The organism is Ureibacillus acetophenoni, assembly GCF_900220965.1.
Classification (GTDB): Bacteria; Bacillota; Bacilli; order Bacillales_A; family Planococcaceae; genus Ureibacillus; species Ureibacillus acetophenoni.
This window is the reverse complement of record NZ_OBQC01000001.1, coordinates 361,633-377,913: the sequence shown is the minus strand read 5'-3', so window position 1 is coordinate 377,913 and position 16,281 is coordinate 361,633. Positions and strand designations below refer to the sequence as shown.

Sequence of the window (16,281 nt, the reverse complement as noted above, 5' to 3'; positions counted from 1 at the left end):
CATTTCGCATTGTATTAAATACACTTAATTATTATAAAAATAGTATCGCAAAGATAGGACATATTACCGCTCCAATAACAGCACTTAAACTCATAGATACAGAACCTATGGACAAGTCCTCTTCTCCATATTCATTTAACTTTGAAATGCCTACTCCGTGACTAGCACTCCCCATTGATATCCCCCGACTAATTGGAGAATTGATTTTAGCAAGTTTATATATAGCAGGGCCAAATATCGCACCAGCAAAACCTGCAATCATAACTAAAGCAGCTGTAAGGGGTGCAATCCCACCAATCGTTTCACTTACTTGCATTGCAATTGGTGTTGTTAAGGATTTTGGTAAAGCCGTCAAAATTAATTCTCTTTCTACTTTAAATAAAACTAATAATACATATACACTAATCAACCCACTAATCATTGCGATAAACAATCCGGATATAATACTATATTTATATTTCACTAATAAATGTCGTTGATTGTAGAGTGGATAGGCAAGACCGACAATAGCAGGTCCTAATAAATGTTGTAACCATTTCCCGCCTTCCATATAAACTTCATATGGAATATGTAAAACTAAGAGTCCCACTATTATTATAATAGAAGCCGTTACAACCGGAAGTAGGAATGGATAGTTGAAACGTTGGTAAAGCTTTGCCATCAATAAATAAATAACAATAGTGCTAATGATTGATAGTACTACGTTCACTTTCCTCATCTCCTTCTAATGCCTCTTCTATTTCTAATTCTTTACGCATTTCCAATTTAGTAGACTTGTTTTTAAACAATTCTTCTCTCTTCTCTATTTTTTGACCTAGAAAACTAGTAATAAATAGAGTAAAAAGTGTGCTTATTATAACAGCACCAAATAATATTACTCCTGTTGGTGATAGTAATTCTGGATATTCAATAATTCCAATTAAAGGTGGTATATAAAAAATTAACATAAAGCTTATTAAGAAGCTTGCACCGTCACGTATGTATTCAACCTTAACCCAATTTAATAGTAAACACATAAATAATAAAATAAATCCAATTACACTTGGGGGTAATGGTATTTTAGTATAGGTAACGATGAAAACACCTATATAGTGAAATCCATATAGCAGAATAATTTGTACAGCTGTTCGAACAAATCGAATAATGGTGGTTTGTAAAGTTTCTTTCAAAGTGACATTCACCTCTCCATATTGGTAATTTTACGCCGAACATTCATTTATGTCTATCGTGGATATTAATGGATCTCATCATATCAAAAAAGATGACCAGATTGGTCACCTTTTTTGATATTATATTAGATTGGCATATAAATATTACCCTTCATCTGTTACAATTACTTTTCGTCCAATAAGTTTTAGTATAATTGGTACTAAAATCCACGCAACAGCTATTACGATAAAAATTAAGGAAAGCGGTTGAGTAATAAATATTTTCCAATCACCATTCGAGATTGTTAATGCACGGCGCATATTATTTTCCATCATTGGTCCAAGTACTAATGCAAGTACTAATGGAGCAACTGGATAATCGTGTTTTGAAAATAAATAACCTAAAAATCCGCAAGCTAAAAGTAAATATAAATCAAATGTATTATATTGCACAGCGTATACACCAAAGAAAGAAATCGCAATAATAATTGGTAATAAATACTTCGGAGGGGTTTGTACAACTTTTGCAAAAACTTTTACTAAAGGCATGTTCAATATTAGTAAAAATAAATTCCCAATAAACATACTTGCTATCAATCCCCAAGCGATATCTGGATGATCATCAAATAATAGTGGACCTGGTTGAACATTGTACATTATAAAAGCACCCATAAGAATTGCAGTAGTTCCCGATCCAGGAATTCCTAACGTTAGTAAAGGGATCATTGCCCCACCAGAAGCTGCATTATTGGCTGATTCTGGACCAGCAACACCAGCAATATTCCCTTTACCGAATGAGTCCGGATTTTTACTAAACTTTTTTTCTGTTATATATGAAAAGAATGATGCTATTGAAGCCCCTGCCCCAGGTAAAACCCCGATAAAGAATCCCATTAAAGATCCTCTAGTTATTGGTATAGCGCTATCTTTTAAATCTTGTTTTGTTGGTAATATTCGTTTGATTTTAGCAATCGGTTGAGTACTGTCACTTTTTTCAAGTATTGTTTTAAATACTTCTCCTAATGCAAATAGTCCAACTGCAATCGTTAGAAATTCTAATCCACCGTACAATACCGGTTGATCATATGTAAATCGTGCGATTCCGGATACTGTATCAATCCCTATTGTTCCAAGCATTAGCCCGACTACAGTCATAATTAACGCTTTTGTCATCGATTTTCCTGCAAGACCACTAACAGCACAAAGCCCTAGAAGCATAAGCGAAAAATATTCCGCTGGTCCAAACTGTAATGCAATATTAGATAATGGTTTAGCTAATAAAATCAATCCTATTAAAGAAATAATTCCTGCAACAAAAGAACCAATCGCAGCGATTGATAAAGCAGCCCCTGCACGACCCTGTTTAGCCATTTGATAACCATCAAGTGTTGTAACCACTGAAGAAGATTCTCCAGGTGTATTAATTAATATAGAAGTCGTAGAACCTCCATACATCGCCCCATAATATACTCCCGCTAACAATATTATTGAACTTGCAGCTGCAGCTTCAGTTGGCATTCCTGATGTCATTGTTGCAGTAACCGGAATTAATAATGCCACACCACTCATGGGCCCAATGCCAGGAAGTACACCTACTGCTGTACCTATAATTACACCGATTAGGGCAAATAAGATATTATGCCATTGAAATGCAATGGCAAATCCATTTAATAGATATGTGATTATTTCCATTTATACAATTTCACCCCTTTAGAATAAAGAAAATCTTGGTAAACTGCCTCCAAGCACTTGAACGTACATTGCATAAACCCCAAATGTAAAGAATGCAGCAATAATTAATGTATAAAGAAGTTTACCTTTCTCCATCACTTGAAAGGCTATAACTAAAAAGATAAACGTTGAAAGTACATAACCTATAATTTCTAGTAAAAAGACATAGGCTACAGCTGATACAAAAATAATTCCAAATCTTTTATAATTAAAAGTTTCTTTTTCTTCTTTTTCTGATTTTAATTTAAACGTTTCATATAACAATCTTAAACTTAAAAGACCGAGTACGACTCCGAGAATTAAGGGAAATGTCTTAGGTCCGACAGCTGAACCATAAGCACTCCCAGAAATTTTTAAACTCTCAAAGATAAATAAAATACTAATTAGTAAAAAAATAACTCCTGTAAATTTATCGAATGTTTTACTCATTTTTTTTACACCTCCAAAATAGAAAAAGGAGCTTTAAAACATTCGCTCCTCTTTCTGGAAACCTATTTATGCATTTCAAGAGCCTTTAATAAATCCCCGATAACTTTTTCCTGTTCTTGTAAAAATACTGTAAAATCTTCAGCATTTCGATATTCGTGCTGCCATCCATTTCTTTCGAGTTCTATTTGCCACTCTTCTGTTGCAGCCATTTCATCTAACTTCGTACTCCAATAATTAAAGGCTTCATCAGACATATCTTTAGGTCCAAATAGTCCTCGCCAAATAGTAAACTCAGCATCTAAACCCAATTCTTTAAAGGTAGGAACAACTTCTAAAACACCCGGTAGACGTTCACTTGAACTTACCGCTAATACCTTTACATCTCCCGACTTAACATATTCACCAATTGATGAAGCATCAGTAGCAATTACATCTGCGTTATTTCCGAGAAGTGCAGCAATCGCTTCACCACCACCATCATAAGAAACATACTTTACTTGTTTTGGGTCGATTCCATATGCGTAAGCTGGTAATACACCTACTAAATGATCCATTGAACCTGGAGCAGATCCCCCTGCAAGGGTAATCGATGTAGGATCAGCTTTAATCGCATCTAACAACTCTATTAAACTAGTAAAAGATGAATCGGATTTTACTACAATCGCACCATAATCTTTCGTCAACTGAGCAAGCGGTGTTGTATCTTTATATCCATAAGGACTATTTCCTTCAGCTTTTAAATTATTAATTAAAATAGGTGGAGATTTAGTCATTAACATATAATCATTGGTAGCTTCTTTTGTTGCGTATTCTGCCATGAATACAGCTCCTCCGCCACCAGCTCTATTTTCTACTGTAATGGCTTTCTCTACCAATTTTGTCTCAGACATGATTTTAGCAATTGATCGTGCAGTTAAATCCCATCCACCACCAGCCCCAGATGGTGCAACAATTGTAATATTTCTTTCTGGATAACTTGAGGCATCTGTGCCAGATGAATTACTTGATGAAGTATTATTGCCACAAGCAGCTAAACCGATGCTTAAGATCAACATCGTAAATAGCATTAATAGTTTTTTCTTCATTTATTTTCCCCCTTTGATATACACCTTTGTTTAATTGGATGTATATATATAAGTTAATGAAAGCGCATTCTCTTTACAATAAAAGGATAATAAATTAGTATTTTGTTCATAATACCCATTTTGTTCATACTATTTTCGCATAAAAAAACATCGAACATGATTGTCGATGTTTTTAAAGTTTATTTATAAAATAACGTCTTTCTGGTCTTCCTACCGTTCCATATATTAAATCGGTAAACACCATATTTTCAGACACAAGGTACTCCAAATAACGCCTTGCAGTGGAACGACTGATACCTAGTTCAATCCCTAGCTTTTCTGCGGTAATCCCTTCCATACATGTCTTTAAGTAATCATATACTTTTCCCCTTGTAATAGCATCAATACCCTTTGGTGTAGCTTGACCTAACATAACATCTTTTTCTTTTGAAGAAATCCAGATTTCCTTAATTTCCTCTTCCCCTAAGTGGGTATTTCTTTCGAAAAGTGTTCGCTTATTTCGATAAGTTACTAAACTCTCTTTAAAGCGTTCAAATGTTAGTGGTTTCAATAAATAATCTACCACTCCACCGCGAAAAGCCTTTTTTAGAATGTCAGTTTCCGATGCAGCAGTGATGAAAATAACATCAGTTTCTGGGCTGTTAGCTTTTATATACTCTAAAATTTCAGTTCCTAGATTATCTGGAAAAAACACATCTAGCAAAACTAAATGTGGCTTAAAGGAATCAATCCAATCAACTGCCTCTTCAGTTGTTAAAGCTATCCCAATATTTCGAAAACCATTTATTTTTTCAATAAATTTTTGGTGAATCTGAGCAATTCTCCTATCATCTTCTACAATTAATACTTCAATTACTTCATTCATGATTATATTCCCCCTTTTGAACCACGACGATAAATAAAGCCCCTCCAAGGTCTCCTTTCTCTATGGAAATTTCACCACCCAACTCTTTTACACTTTCACTAACTTTTATTAAACCAAATCCGTGCTGGTCATTATTTTTCCCCTTTGTAGATACCCTTCTTTCAAATAGAACACTTTTTAAATCGTCATCTAATCCTTTTCCACTATCTTCAACTTCAATAATAATTTCACTAGATAGATCTACAATAAGAACACGAACGATTCGATTTTTTTCTTCTAGATGTTCAACTGCTTCGAAAGCATTTGTGACGAGATTACCTAATATTGATACAAAAAGATGCTTTGGCAGTTTTTTCGGTAGTCGTTCTAGTTTACTATCCTCGTCTAGAATAAATTTCACTTTCAATTCCTTTGCCCTATTAAAGAATCCTATTAATATACCATTTATGAAGGAATCATTTATCCGGTAGGAAATAAAATGAATCAAACTTCCTTGATCAGCCCGTTCACTATGTATTAAACTAATTGCTTCATCATAATTCTCTAGTTGAACCAATCCTGAAATGGTATATAAAAAGTTATTGTATTCATGGGTTTGAGCTCGTAAAGCTTCCGTATATTTTTTCACCTGTGATAATTCCATTACAAGACTATCTATTTCGGATTGCAACCTAAAACTAGAAACAGCTCCTACTACCTTACCTTCATTCCAAATTGGAATTCGGTTAACAATTGTTTTTTTTCCACCTATTTCTATAGGTTTATCGAGTTGTTTTTCACCGGTTTTAAGTACTTCGTACATATTTGTATTAGGAATAGCATCTCGAATTTCCTTGCCTATTAATTGATCATTTTCACACATGGATAACGTTTTATAGGCAGCTGAATTTGCAACGGTAATAATCCCGTTTTGATTTACCATAATTATACCTTCACGAACAGACTCGATTAATGCATTTCGTTGCTTCAATAATTCTGCAATTTCTTTAGGTTCATAATTTAGTAGGTCTTTCTTTATTCGCTTCGATAGCAGAAATGAGCAAAAAGTTCCAATAACAAGACCTATGAGTATAATTAAAATTATATTGTCTAAGTAGTTTAAAAAAATTGAATTAATATTTGTTTTTAAATATCCTACTGAAACTACTCCTATAATTTCACCATCATAACCAAATATCGGAACTTTCCCTCGAATTGCCGGCCCCAAGGTTCCTGTACTTTCTGATATGTAGGATAGTCCATATTTTAAAGCATCATCATTGTCACCACCTACCATCTCCTCTCCAATTCTTTCTTTCACAGGGTGGGCATAACGAATTCCATTTTTATCACCAATTACTACATATTCCGATTCGGTATCTATTCGAATTTCTTCAGCTATTGGTTGAAGTATTTCTGAAGGATTCTCAGTATATAATCCCTCTATCACATCCGGACGATTTGCTGTTGTCTTTGCGATTTGTAATGCTTTAAGCCCTACTTCCTCCTTAATGGCATCCGAAATTGTATAGTAAAATGATATTCCCGTTACAATCGTAATTGAAAATATAATCAGTAAGGTATAGAAGAAAAATTTTGACTGCATCGAAGAAAACTTCATGAATACCCCCGTAGTTTTAATTTTCAGACACTTTAAGTAATTATAATAGAATAAATATAAGAATTAAAGAGTTCTAAAAATTCTTAGACTTAAGATGTAGTAGATTTTAATTGTTGTTTTACATACTTTTCATAGATAAGGGATAATCAAAGACTATTATTAAACCGAATTCATTTAGTGAATAACTACTAAACAATAAAAAGATCATTCTGCCCTATTTAACAGAATGACCTTTTTGATACGCTTATTATTTAGAAATAATGTGAATTGGATTGCCAAGTAACACTTCTGCAGTTTCCATTGTAATTTCACCTAATGTTGGGTGAGGATGGATTGTTAATGCAACATCTTCAGCAGTCATACCGCCTTCGATTGCTAAACAAATTTCCGAAATCATATCAGATGCACCAGCACCAATGATTTGTCCACCGATTAATAAACCATCTTCTTTACGAGCAACAAGTTTAACAAAACCGTCAGTTTGGTTTAATGCAAGTGCACGTCCGTTTGCTGCAAATGGGAATTTTGCAACATTTACTTCAATACCTTCAGCTTTAGCTTGTTCTTCGCTATAACCAACAGTTGCCATTTCAGGATCTGTGAAACATACAGCTGGAATCGCTAAATAATCAACAACTGAATTTTCACCAGCAATTGCTTCAGCTGCAATTTTTCCTTCATAAGATGCTTTATGAGCAAGTTGTGGACCCGCTACAATATCACCAATAGCATAGATGTTAGGGATATTTGTACGGCATTGTTTGTCAACGTTAATAAGACCACGTTCACCAAATTCAACACCGATTTGTTCTAAACCTAGCTCATCAGTATTTGGACGGCGACCAACAGTTACTAATACGTAATCTGCTTCAACTTTTTTCTCCTCGCCACCTACTTCATAAGTAACGATAACACCATTTTCAGTTTCTTCTACACCTTTTGCAGAAGCATTTACTTCAATTGCTACACCTTTTTTCTTAAGGCCTTTTTTCACGATTTGAGTCATTGCTTTTTCGAAGCCAGCTAAAATATCTTTACCACCTTCGATAATTGTTACTTCTGAACCAAAGTTAGCAAATGCTGAACCAAGCTCAGTTCCGATGTAACCTCCACCAATAACTACTAATTTACCAGGTAACTCTGTTAAATTTAAAGCACCTGTTGAACTAAGTACGCGTTTAGAAAATTTAAATGTAGGGATTTCTACAGGACGAGAACCTGTTGCTAAGATAGCATTTTTGAATGTGTAAGTTTGTGCTGAATCGCCATCTACTACACGAACAGTGTTAGCATCTACGAAATATGCTTCACCTTTTACAGTTTCAATTTTATTTCCTTTTAGTAAACCTGAAACACCGCCAGTTAACTTTTTAACAACGCCGTTTTTAAACTCTTGAACTTTAGTAAAATCAAGTTTAACTTCAGAAGCAAATACCCCCATATCTTCTGAATGTTTCGCTTGTTCGAAACGGTGACCTACTGATATTAATGCTTTTGAAGGTATACATCCTACGTTTAAGCAAACGCCACCAACCTCAGCTCTTTCTACAACAGTTACTTTTTGTCCTGTTTGTGCTGCACGAATAGCCGCTACGTAACCACCAGGGCCCGAACCTACTACAAGTGTATCAATTTCAATTGCAAAATCTCCAACTACCATTATATTACGCCTCCATTAATAAAAGTTCCGGCTCGGCTAGCAAACGTTTTAATTGATTTAAAGCGTTTTGCGCAGTCGCACCGTCGATCATTCGATGATCAAAGCTCAATGATAATGCTAACACAGGTGCAGCTACAATTTCACCATTTTTTATTATTGGTTTTTCTGAAATACGACCAATTCCTAAAATAGCAACCTCCGGATGATTGATCACTGGAGTAAACCACTGACCACCAGCAGAGCCAATGTTCGTAATTGAACATGATGCTCCTTTCATCTCGTTAGGTGAAAGCTTTCCTTCTCTTGCTTTTGTTGCAAGTTCATTGATTTCAGCTGAAATACTGAAAACTGATTTACGGTCTGCATGTTTAATAACAGGTACTAATAAACCTCTTTCTGTATCAGCAGCTATACCTATATTATAATAATGTTTCTGAATAATTTCACTAGTCGCATCATCAAGTGATCGATTGAACTCTGGAAACTCACGTAACGTTGATACTAACGCTTTTACTACATACGGTAAATAAGTTAACTTAATACCTTTTTCAGCAGCAATTTCTTTGAATTTTTTACGGTGTGTAACTAATTCAGTTACATCAACTTCATCCATTAAAGTAACGTGTGGAGCCGTTTGTTTCGAATGTACCATTGCTTTTGCAATCGCTTTTCGAATACCAGACATTTTCTCTCTTGTTTCAGGGAATTCTCCTTCAAGTGAAACTGGAATTGGTGCTGAAGTAGTTTTTTCAACTTCCTGTACTAATTCAGTTTCAACGTTCTGTTCAACAGCTGCTGGTGCTACATTACCACCTTGTAAGAAGTTTTCAATATCTTCTTTTAATATCCGGCCATTTTTCCCAGATCCATTAACTAATTGGATATTTACATCTTTTTCTCTTGCAAATTTACGGACAGACGGCATAGCGATAATACGTTTATTTGTATCAACGACTTCTTCTGTTGTTGTCGCTACTGGCTGTGGTGTCGATTCAGGTGCAAGATTAATTTGTTCATGACTTTGTTGTACTTCTGGTGTAACTTCCGATTTTGCAGAACGTTCTTCGTGATGTGCATCACCTTTTAGTTTTAAATTTTCATAACCAGGTGCATCAATTCGGATCAATACATCCCCTACTACCGCTACGCTTCCTTCTCCAACAACGATTTCTTCAATTTTCCCTTCTACTGGAGATGGCATTTCAACTACTGCTTTATCATTTTGTATTTCACATAGAACGTCATCTTCTTTAATCGTATCTCCAACTTTTACAAACCATTTTACGATTTCACCTTCATGGATACCTTCACCGATATCAGGCATACGGAATTCAAACGCCATAGTTTTCACCCTTTCAATGGTCAAATGTTAGTTTTCCTCCATTTTCTTTTTATCTAGTGGATTAAAAAGAATTGGAATCTTAGAATGTTAATACTTTTTTCGCAGTTTCAATTACGTCTTTATAATTTGGTAACCAAACATTTTCCGCTTGTGGGAATGGGTACACTGTATCTGGCGCTGCAACTCGCAATACTGGTGCTTCTAAACTTAAAATTGCACGTTCCGTAATTTCAGCTACTACATTCGCGGCAATACCAGCTTGCTTTTGTGCTTCTTGAACAACGATTGCACGATTTGTCTTTTCAACAGACGCAATAATTGTTTCAATATCAAGTGGTTGTACTGTTCGTAAGTCAACAACTTCTACTGAGTACCCTTCTTTTTCTAACTCTTCCGCTGCTTTTAAACTTTCGTGAACCATCAAACCGTAAGCGAATATTGATAAATCCTTACCTTCACGTTTCACATCTGCTTTTCCAAGTGGAATTGTATAAGACTCTTCAGGAACTTCTTCTCTGAATGAACGATATAATTTTAAATGCTCTAAGAAAATAACAGGATCATTATCGCGAATTGATGAAATTAACAATCCTTTCGCATCATATGGAGTTGAAGGAATAACTACCTTTAACCCTGGAGACTGAGCCATTAAGCCTTCTAAACTATCAGAGTGCATTTCTGGAGTATGAACTCCTCCTCCAAATGGAGAACGAATTGTAACTGGTGCACTATATACACCACCACTACGATAACGCATACGAGCTAATTGACCGCTAATTGAATCCATTACTTCAAACACGAAGCCAAAGAATTGAATTTCAGGTACTGGACGATAACCTGTTAGAGCCAAACCTATCGCCAAACCTCCGATTCCAGATTCAGCAAGTGGTGTATCAAACACACGATCTACACCGAATTCTTGCTGAAGTCCTTCAGTAGCACGGAATACTCCACCGTTTACTCCAACGTCTTCACCAAATATTAAAACGTTTTCATCGTTCTTTAGTTCACAGCGAAGAGCATCAGTAATTGCTTGAATCATAGTCATTTGTGCCATAGGTTATCTCGACTCCTTCTCTTTATAAATTGAATATTGCTCTTGTAAGTTTACAGGTAATTCTTCGTACATATTTGTAATTAAGTCTGTCACCGTTTGTTTCGGTGTTTCATCAGCTTTTTTAATCGCTTCTTTAATTTCTTCTTTTGCTCGTTCAATTACTTCTTCTTCTTTCGCTTCAGACCATAATCCCTTTCCTTCTAAATAAGTACGGAAACGTACGATTGGGTCTTTTGCTGCCCACTCATTATCAATTTCAGCAGTTCTGTATCGTGTTGGGTCGTCACCTGACATAGTGTGTGGACCATAACGGTAACAAACTGTTTCAATTAGAGTTGGCCCTTCGCCTCGGATTGCACGCTCTCTTGCATCACGTGTTGCAACATAAACAGCTAATGCATCCATTCCATCTACTTGAACACATGGTATACCAGCTGAAATACCTTTTTGTGCAAGTGTTTTCCCAGCTGTTTGTAACTCACGTGGTGTAGAAATTGCATATTGATTATTTTGAATGAAGAATATTGCTGGCGCTTTAAAAGCTCCTGCAAAGTTAATTCCTTCATAGAAATCACCTTGTGATGAACCACCGTCACCTGTATAAGTTACCGCAACATTTTTCGTGCCGCGTTTTTTAAGACCTAATGCTACACCAGCAGTTTGGACGTATTGTGCACCAATAATAATTTGTGGTGCTAAAACGTTAACACCTTCTGGAGCTTGGTTTCCTACAAAATGTCCTCTACTGAATAGGAATGCTTTCCATAAAGGTAAACCATGGAAAACAATTTGAGGTACATCACGGTAACCTGGTAAAATCCAATCTTCTTTTTCTAGAGCAAAATGTGAAGCCAGTTGCGAAGCTTCTTGACCTGCTGTTGGAGCGTAGAAACCTAGTCTTCCTTGACGATTTAATGAAATTGAACGTTGGTCTAAAATTCGTGTGTATACCATTCTTGTCATTAACTCAACCAATTCTTCGTCAGATAGATTCGGTTCATTCTCCTTGTCTACAATTTCCCCTTTTTCATTTAAAATTTGGAACATTTGGAACTTCTCTTCTATTTCGTTTAACAAACTTTGTGGATTATATTGATTTGATAGTTTTTCTCCCATCCGACACCTCTCCTTAATCTGTATCAAAATTTTTGTTAATTTTATTGGTACAACACATCTTGAAACATAGTATATATAAATTTTTCCAATCGGTCAATCACTTATTATTCTAATAATAATCATTTTTTTGTAGTTTAGGAATCAAACTTCTGTTATACACAGTTTTGTGTCTGTGTTATAACAGTCCCTGAATTCTGTCCCATCGAAGATGCTATACATTGGAAAATAAAATGGAAACCAACTATAGATTACCCTTTGAATTCAATATTTAAAAAAGATTTCATAAGATTTCTCTATTTTCATATGTTATTTTAAATAAAGTGAAATCAAATATTTTTTTATTTTGTATACTACTTATTAGATATACAAACTTGAAAGGAAGAATTTTATGATATTAATGGATGACATAGTTCGTGAAGGACATCCTACTTTACGACTTAAAGCAGAAGAAGTGAAATTACCTTTAACCGATGAAGATAAACAATTGGCGGCTGATATGTTGGAGTATTTAAAGAACAGCCAAGACCCAGAAACAGCTGAAAAATATGGATTACGTCCCGGCATTGGTTTAGCAGCAAACCAAGTAAATTCATTAAAACGCATGTTTGCCTTACATTTAGAAGATGAAAACGGTGAACTATTAAGTTTCGTTGCAGTAAATCCAAAAATTGTGAGCCACTCTGTGGAAAAAACTTATTTAACTGCTGGTGAAGGTTGTCTTTCAGTTGATAGACAAGTACATGGTTACGTGCCCCGTTACGCTAGAATTACAGCAAAGTTTTTTACTGTTGATGGAAAAGAACAAAAATTGCGTTTAAAAGGTTTACCAGCAATTGCCTTTCAACATGAATTAGATCATTTAAATGGAATTATGTTTTATGATCGTATCAATGAAGAAAATCCATTTGCTGAAATTTCAGATGCAATTCCTTATGGTGAAAAATAAATAATGAAAGAGAGATGCCCAAACAAAAGGCATCTCTTTGCTTATAATAAGTATAGATTCATATAATTTTTAAGCTCTTTAACACGTTTGCTAAACCATCTTCATCTACGTGACCTGCTATAACATCTGCAACCGCTTTCGTTTTCTCATGTGAATTTCCCATCGCGACACCTGTTCCAACGGATTGTAACATTTCAATATCATTCAAACCATCACCAAAGGCAATTACATTTGATATAGGAATATTCATTTTATCAAGTACTTTTTGAATTCCTCGAGCTTTTGAACCATCCTTTGGCAAAATATCACAAGAAAATGGATGCCATCTTACAAATTTAACATCTGGAAACTCTTTAGTATAATCTGGTTCATCCTTTTCTTCCATAAAGATCAATGTTTGATACACATTATTTGATTTATAAAAATGCGGATCTATAACAGGATATGGATGTTTAAGTGTCTGAAGACTTTTTTCAATATTTGAATCATCATCAACAGATGCAATCATTTTTTTGTCATCTATAAAAACAACAGGATGGTTTCGTTCATGTCCAAATTCGATAATTTTTGTAAGTTGGTCTGTTGGTATTCCGTCAGTAAAAATGACTTCATTTTTATAGACAACATATTGACCGTTGAATGTAACGTATGTATCAATTTCTAATTCTTCGATAATAGATTGCATCATAAATGGTGCTCGCCCTGTCGCAATCGCAATTTCAAATCCATTTGCCCTCGCTTGAAATATAGCTTCTTTTGCAGACTTAGGAATTTTTTTCTCACTATTATATAGCGTTCCATCGATATCAAAAAACAGTATGTTAGTCATCATCTAATCCTTTCCATGTATATTTTTATGTAAATGAAAAACACTTTACATATATATTACTCTTCAATATAATGAAGTTAGGGAGTGATGTGCCATGTTAAAGCGACTCAAAAAGAGAATTTTGAAACGATTAAATGGCATCCTCGGAAAAAAATCTATTGCATAGTTTAGCTGTCCAGAGTATATCTGGGCAGTTTTTTCTAATTTTTAATTCATTTCACTTTAATATGTGTTCGCTTCAAAGGATAATGACTATAATGTCAACATCCACGGCGCAAGGGGGTGTCAAAAAAGGTTTTTTTCAGACACTCCCTTTTCTTTATTTTAAACGAGTCACATGATAATATAAAAGAAATGCATATTTTTTAACTTTGTTTAGAAGAATTCCCAACATTTTTATTATACTAATGGGTACGTGTTATTCTGATTTAGAAAAAGTAAAAATGTATGGTATCTAGAACAAAGTGACTCATTTTGTGAATGTATATTGCTACCGGATAAAGTTTTTATAATTTAAGTTTGAATAGATTCACAAAATGTGGAAAAATTGAGAGAGATGCAAATTGTTCGTATCGAAGGAGAGAGAAAATGATTTACAAAGTTTATTACCAAGAAAATGCACTTGAAGTACCAGTTCGCGAAAACACAAAAAGTCTTTACTTAGAAGCTTCTTCAGAAAGAGAAGTACGCCAATATCTAAAAGACCGTAATTACAATATTGAATTTATTCAATTACTAGAGGGCAATTATTTAGAATATGAAAAAAATAGCCCGGACTTCCGATTGGAGAATGCTTAAATAACATGAAATTTGTAAAAAATGATCAAGCTGCCGTTTTCGCACTCGGCGGACTGGGCGAAATAGGTAAAAACACATATGCAGTTCAATTCCAAGATGAAATTGTTGTCATCGATGCAGGAATTAAATTCCCAGAAGACGACCTTTTAGGAATTGACTACGTAATTCCAGATTATACTTACTTAGTACGTAATGCAGATAAAATTAAAGGTTTATTTATTACGCATGGTCATGAAGATCATATCGGTGGTATTCCTTATTTATTACGCCAGGTAAATATTCCTGTTTACGGTGGAAAATTAGCGCTTGGGCTATTACGTAATAAGTTAGAAGAGCATGGATTATTACGTACGACAAAATTGATCGAAATTAAAGAAGATGATGTTATTAAATTCCGAAAAACATCTGTAAGCTTTTTCCGTACGACTCATAGTATTCCAGATGCTTTTGGAATTGTAGTTAAAACTCCACCAGGAAATATTGTTCATACTGGTGACTTTAAGTTTGACTTCACACCTGTAGGAGAACCAGCGAATTTAACGAAAATGGCTGAAATTGGTCGTGACGGCGTTTTATGTTTACTTTCAGATAGTACAAACGCTGAAGTTCCTAACTTTACAATGTCTGAAAGAAAAGTTGGCGAAAGTATTCACGATATTTTTAGAAAAGTTGAAGGACGTATCATTTTCGCAACATTCGCTTCAAATATTCACCGTTTACAACAAGTAACCGATGCAGCGGCACAATATGGTCGTAAAATCGCTGTATTTGGACGTTCCATGGATAACGCGATTACGATTGGTCGTGAACTTGGATATATTACTGCACCGAAGGAAACATTTGTTGATGCACAAGCTATTAATCGCCTACCAGCAAATGAGGTACTTATTTTATGTACAGGCTCTCAAGGGGAACCAATGGCTGCATTATCTCGAATTGCTAACGGTACCCATAGACAGATTCAAATCCAACCAGGTGATACAGTCGTATTTTCTTCTTCACCAATTCCTGGTAACACAACAAGTGTAAACAAGATTATTAACTTATTGTTCAGAGCTGGTGCGGAAGTAATCCATGGATCATTAAATAATATCCATACTTCTGGTCACGGTTCACAAGAAGAACAAAAATTAATGCTTCGCTTGATAAAACCGAAGTTTTTCATGCCGATTCACGGTGAATACCGCATGTTAAAAATGCATACGAATTTAGCTGTTGACTGTGATGTTCCTGCTGAAAACACATTTGTTATGGAAAATGGAGACGTGTTAGCATTAAGTCCAAATGAAGCTCATGTTGCTGGTCGAATTCCTTCCGGTGATGTCTATATTGATGGAAGTGGAATTGGAGATATAGGAAATATCGTATTAAGAGATCGTCGTATTTTATCTGAGGAAGGCTTGGTCATTGTTGTCGTAAGTGTGGATATGAAACGTCAAAAGATCGTTGCTGGTCCAGATATTATTTCCCGCGGCTTTGTCTATATGCGTGAGTCTGGTTCACTTATTAGTGACGCACAAAAAATGTTATCTAACCAATTAAACGCATCTATCCAAGAAAAACTAACTCAGTGGACAGAACTGAAAAATGAAATTAATGATGTGTTAGGTCCTTATCTATTCGAAAAAACGAAAAGACGACCTATGATTTTGCCAATCATTATGGAAGTTTAATA

At 34.9% G+C, this 16,281-nt stretch carries 15 protein-coding genes; 3 read left to right on the top strand and 12 right to left on the bottom strand.

Annotated elements, in window-relative coordinates:
- Positions 1–31 precede the first annotated feature (31 nt).
- From CRO45_RS01640 to pdhA, 11 genes are all read right to left on the bottom strand, one after another.
- Complete coding sequence (locus CRO45_RS01640; protein WP_097147877.1) at positions 32–718, bottom strand: LrgB family protein; 687 nt, start codon at positions 716–718, stop codon at positions 32–34.
- Positions 684–1,169 carry a CidA/LrgA family protein gene (locus tag CRO45_RS01635; protein ID WP_097147876.1) on the bottom strand — a complete coding sequence of 162 codons (486 nt, stop codon included), beginning with the start codon at positions 1,167–1,169 and terminating at the stop codon, positions 684–686. The genes CRO45_RS01640 and CRO45_RS01635 overlap by 35 nt, the downstream gene beginning before the upstream one ends.
- Positions 1,170–1,313: 144 nt before the next feature.
- A complete protein-coding gene (locus tag CRO45_RS01630) occupies positions 1,314–2,840 on the bottom strand; it encodes a tripartite tricarboxylate transporter permease (RefSeq protein ID WP_097147875.1) in 1,527 nt (508 codons plus the stop codon).
- 18 nt (positions 2,841–2,858) lie between these two features.
- Positions 2,859–3,308, bottom strand: coding sequence for a tripartite tricarboxylate transporter TctB family protein (locus CRO45_RS01625; protein ID WP_097147874.1), 450 nt, complete (start codon positions 3,306–3,308; stop codon positions 2,859–2,861).
- A gap of 62 nt (positions 3,309–3,370) precedes the next feature.
- A complete protein-coding gene (locus CRO45_RS01620; protein ID WP_097147873.1) occupies positions 3,371–4,393 on the bottom strand; it encodes a tripartite tricarboxylate transporter substrate binding protein in 1,023 nt (340 codons plus the stop codon).
- A 172-nt stretch (positions 4,394–4,565) separates the two neighbouring features.
- Positions 4,566–5,258 (bottom strand): response regulator, encoded by a 693-nt coding sequence (locus CRO45_RS01615; protein WP_097147872.1) that lies wholly within the window; start codon positions 5,256–5,258, stop codon positions 4,566–4,568.
- Positions 5,251–6,858, bottom strand: a complete 1,608-nt coding sequence (locus tag CRO45_RS01610; RefSeq protein WP_097147871.1) for an ATP-binding protein — start codon at positions 6,856–6,858, stop codon at positions 5,251–5,253. The genes CRO45_RS01615 and CRO45_RS01610 overlap by 8 nt, the downstream gene beginning before the upstream one ends.
- A gap of 247 nt (positions 6,859–7,105) precedes the next feature.
- Positions 7,106–8,518, bottom strand: coding sequence for a dihydrolipoyl dehydrogenase (gene lpdA, locus CRO45_RS01605; RefSeq protein WP_097147870.1), 1,413 nt, complete (start codon positions 8,516–8,518; stop codon positions 7,106–7,108).
- A gap of 4 nt (positions 8,519–8,522) precedes the next feature.
- Positions 8,523–9,860, bottom strand: a complete 1,338-nt coding sequence (locus CRO45_RS01600; RefSeq protein WP_097147869.1) for a dihydrolipoamide acetyltransferase family protein — start codon at positions 9,858–9,860, stop codon at positions 8,523–8,525.
- A gap of 79 nt (positions 9,861–9,939) precedes the next feature.
- Positions 9,940–10,917, bottom strand: a complete 978-nt coding sequence (locus tag CRO45_RS01595; protein ID WP_097147868.1) for an alpha-ketoacid dehydrogenase subunit beta — start codon at positions 10,915–10,917, stop codon at positions 9,940–9,942.
- Between the two features lie 3 nt (positions 10,918–10,920).
- Complete coding sequence (gene pdhA, locus CRO45_RS01590) at positions 10,921–12,033, bottom strand: pyruvate dehydrogenase (acetyl-transferring) E1 component subunit alpha (protein ID WP_097147867.1); 1,113 nt, start codon at positions 12,031–12,033, stop codon at positions 10,921–10,923.
- A 388-nt stretch (positions 12,034–12,421) separates the two neighbouring features.
- On the opposite strand from pdhA, the gene def reads away from it, so the two are divergent.
- Positions 12,422–12,979: a peptide deformylase gene (gene def / locus CRO45_RS01585; protein WP_097147866.1), complete on the top strand. Its 558-nt coding sequence runs from the start codon at positions 12,422–12,424 to the stop codon at positions 12,977–12,979.
- 58 nt (positions 12,980–13,037) lie between these two features.
- On the opposite strand, the gene CRO45_RS01580 is transcribed toward def, so the two are convergent.
- Positions 13,038–13,808 (bottom strand): Cof-type HAD-IIB family hydrolase, encoded by a 771-nt coding sequence (locus CRO45_RS01580; protein ID WP_097148093.1) that lies wholly within the window; start codon positions 13,806–13,808, stop codon positions 13,038–13,040.
- Between the two features lie 588 nt (positions 13,809–14,396).
- Between CRO45_RS01580 and CRO45_RS01575 the strand changes: the two genes are divergently transcribed.
- Both CRO45_RS01575 and rnjA read left to right on the top strand, forming a co-directional pair.
- On the top strand, positions 14,397–14,606 hold the full coding sequence (locus tag CRO45_RS01575; RefSeq protein ID WP_097147865.1) for a DNA-dependent RNA polymerase subunit epsilon: 210 nt from the start codon (positions 14,397–14,399) through the stop codon (positions 14,604–14,606).
- 5 nt (positions 14,607–14,611) lie between these two features.
- Complete coding sequence (gene rnjA, locus CRO45_RS01570; protein ID WP_097147864.1) at positions 14,612–16,279, top strand: ribonuclease J1; 1,668 nt, start codon at positions 14,612–14,614, stop codon at positions 16,277–16,279.
- Positions 16,280–16,281 lie beyond the last annotated feature (2 nt).

Bases quoted from the DNA above. Each gene is read 5' to 3' on its own strand.
- CRO45_RS01640 (WP_097147877.1), bottom strand. From the start codon at position 718: ATGAGGAAAGTGAACGTAGTACTATCAATCATTAGCACTATTGTTATT.
- CRO45_RS01630 (WP_097147875.1), bottom strand. From the start codon at position 2,840: ATGGAAATAATCACATATCTATTAAATGGATTTGCCATTGCATTTCAA.
- CRO45_RS01625 (WP_097147874.1), bottom strand. From the start codon at position 3,308: ATGAGTAAAACATTCGATAAATTTACAGGAGTTATTTTTTTACTAATT.
- CRO45_RS01620 (WP_097147873.1), bottom strand. From the start codon at position 4,393: ATGAAGAAAAAACTATTAATGCTATTTACGATGTTGATCTTAAGCATC.
- CRO45_RS01615 (WP_097147872.1), bottom strand. From the start codon at position 5,258: ATGAATGAAGTAATTGAAGTATTAATTGTAGAAGATGATAGGAGAATT.
- CRO45_RS01610 (WP_097147871.1), bottom strand. From the start codon at position 6,858: ATGAAGTTTTCTTCGATGCAGTCAAAATTTTTCTTCTATACCTTACTG.
- lpdA (WP_097147870.1), bottom strand. From the start codon at position 8,518: ATGGTAGTTGGAGATTTTGCAATTGAAATTGATACACTTGTAGTAGGT.
- CRO45_RS01600 (WP_097147869.1), bottom strand. From the start codon at position 9,860: ATGGCGTTTGAATTCCGTATGCCTGATATCGGTGAAGGTATCCATGAA.
- CRO45_RS01595 (WP_097147868.1), bottom strand. From the start codon at position 10,917: ATGGCACAAATGACTATGATTCAAGCAATTACTGATGCTCTTCGCTGT.
- pdhA (WP_097147867.1), bottom strand. From the start codon at position 12,033: ATGGGAGAAAAACTATCAAATCAATATAATCCACAAAGTTTGTTAAAC.
- def (WP_097147866.1), top strand. From the start codon at position 12,422: ATGATATTAATGGATGACATAGTTCGTGAAGGACATCCTACTTTACGA.
- CRO45_RS01580 (WP_097148093.1), bottom strand. From the start codon at position 13,808: ATGACTAACATACTGTTTTTTGATATCGATGGAACGCTATATAATAGT.
- CRO45_RS01575 (WP_097147865.1), top strand. From the start codon at position 14,397: ATGATTTACAAAGTTTATTACCAAGAAAATGCACTTGAAGTACCAGTT.
- rnjA (WP_097147864.1), top strand. From the start codon at position 14,612: ATGAAATTTGTAAAAAATGATCAAGCTGCCGTTTTCGCACTCGGCGGA.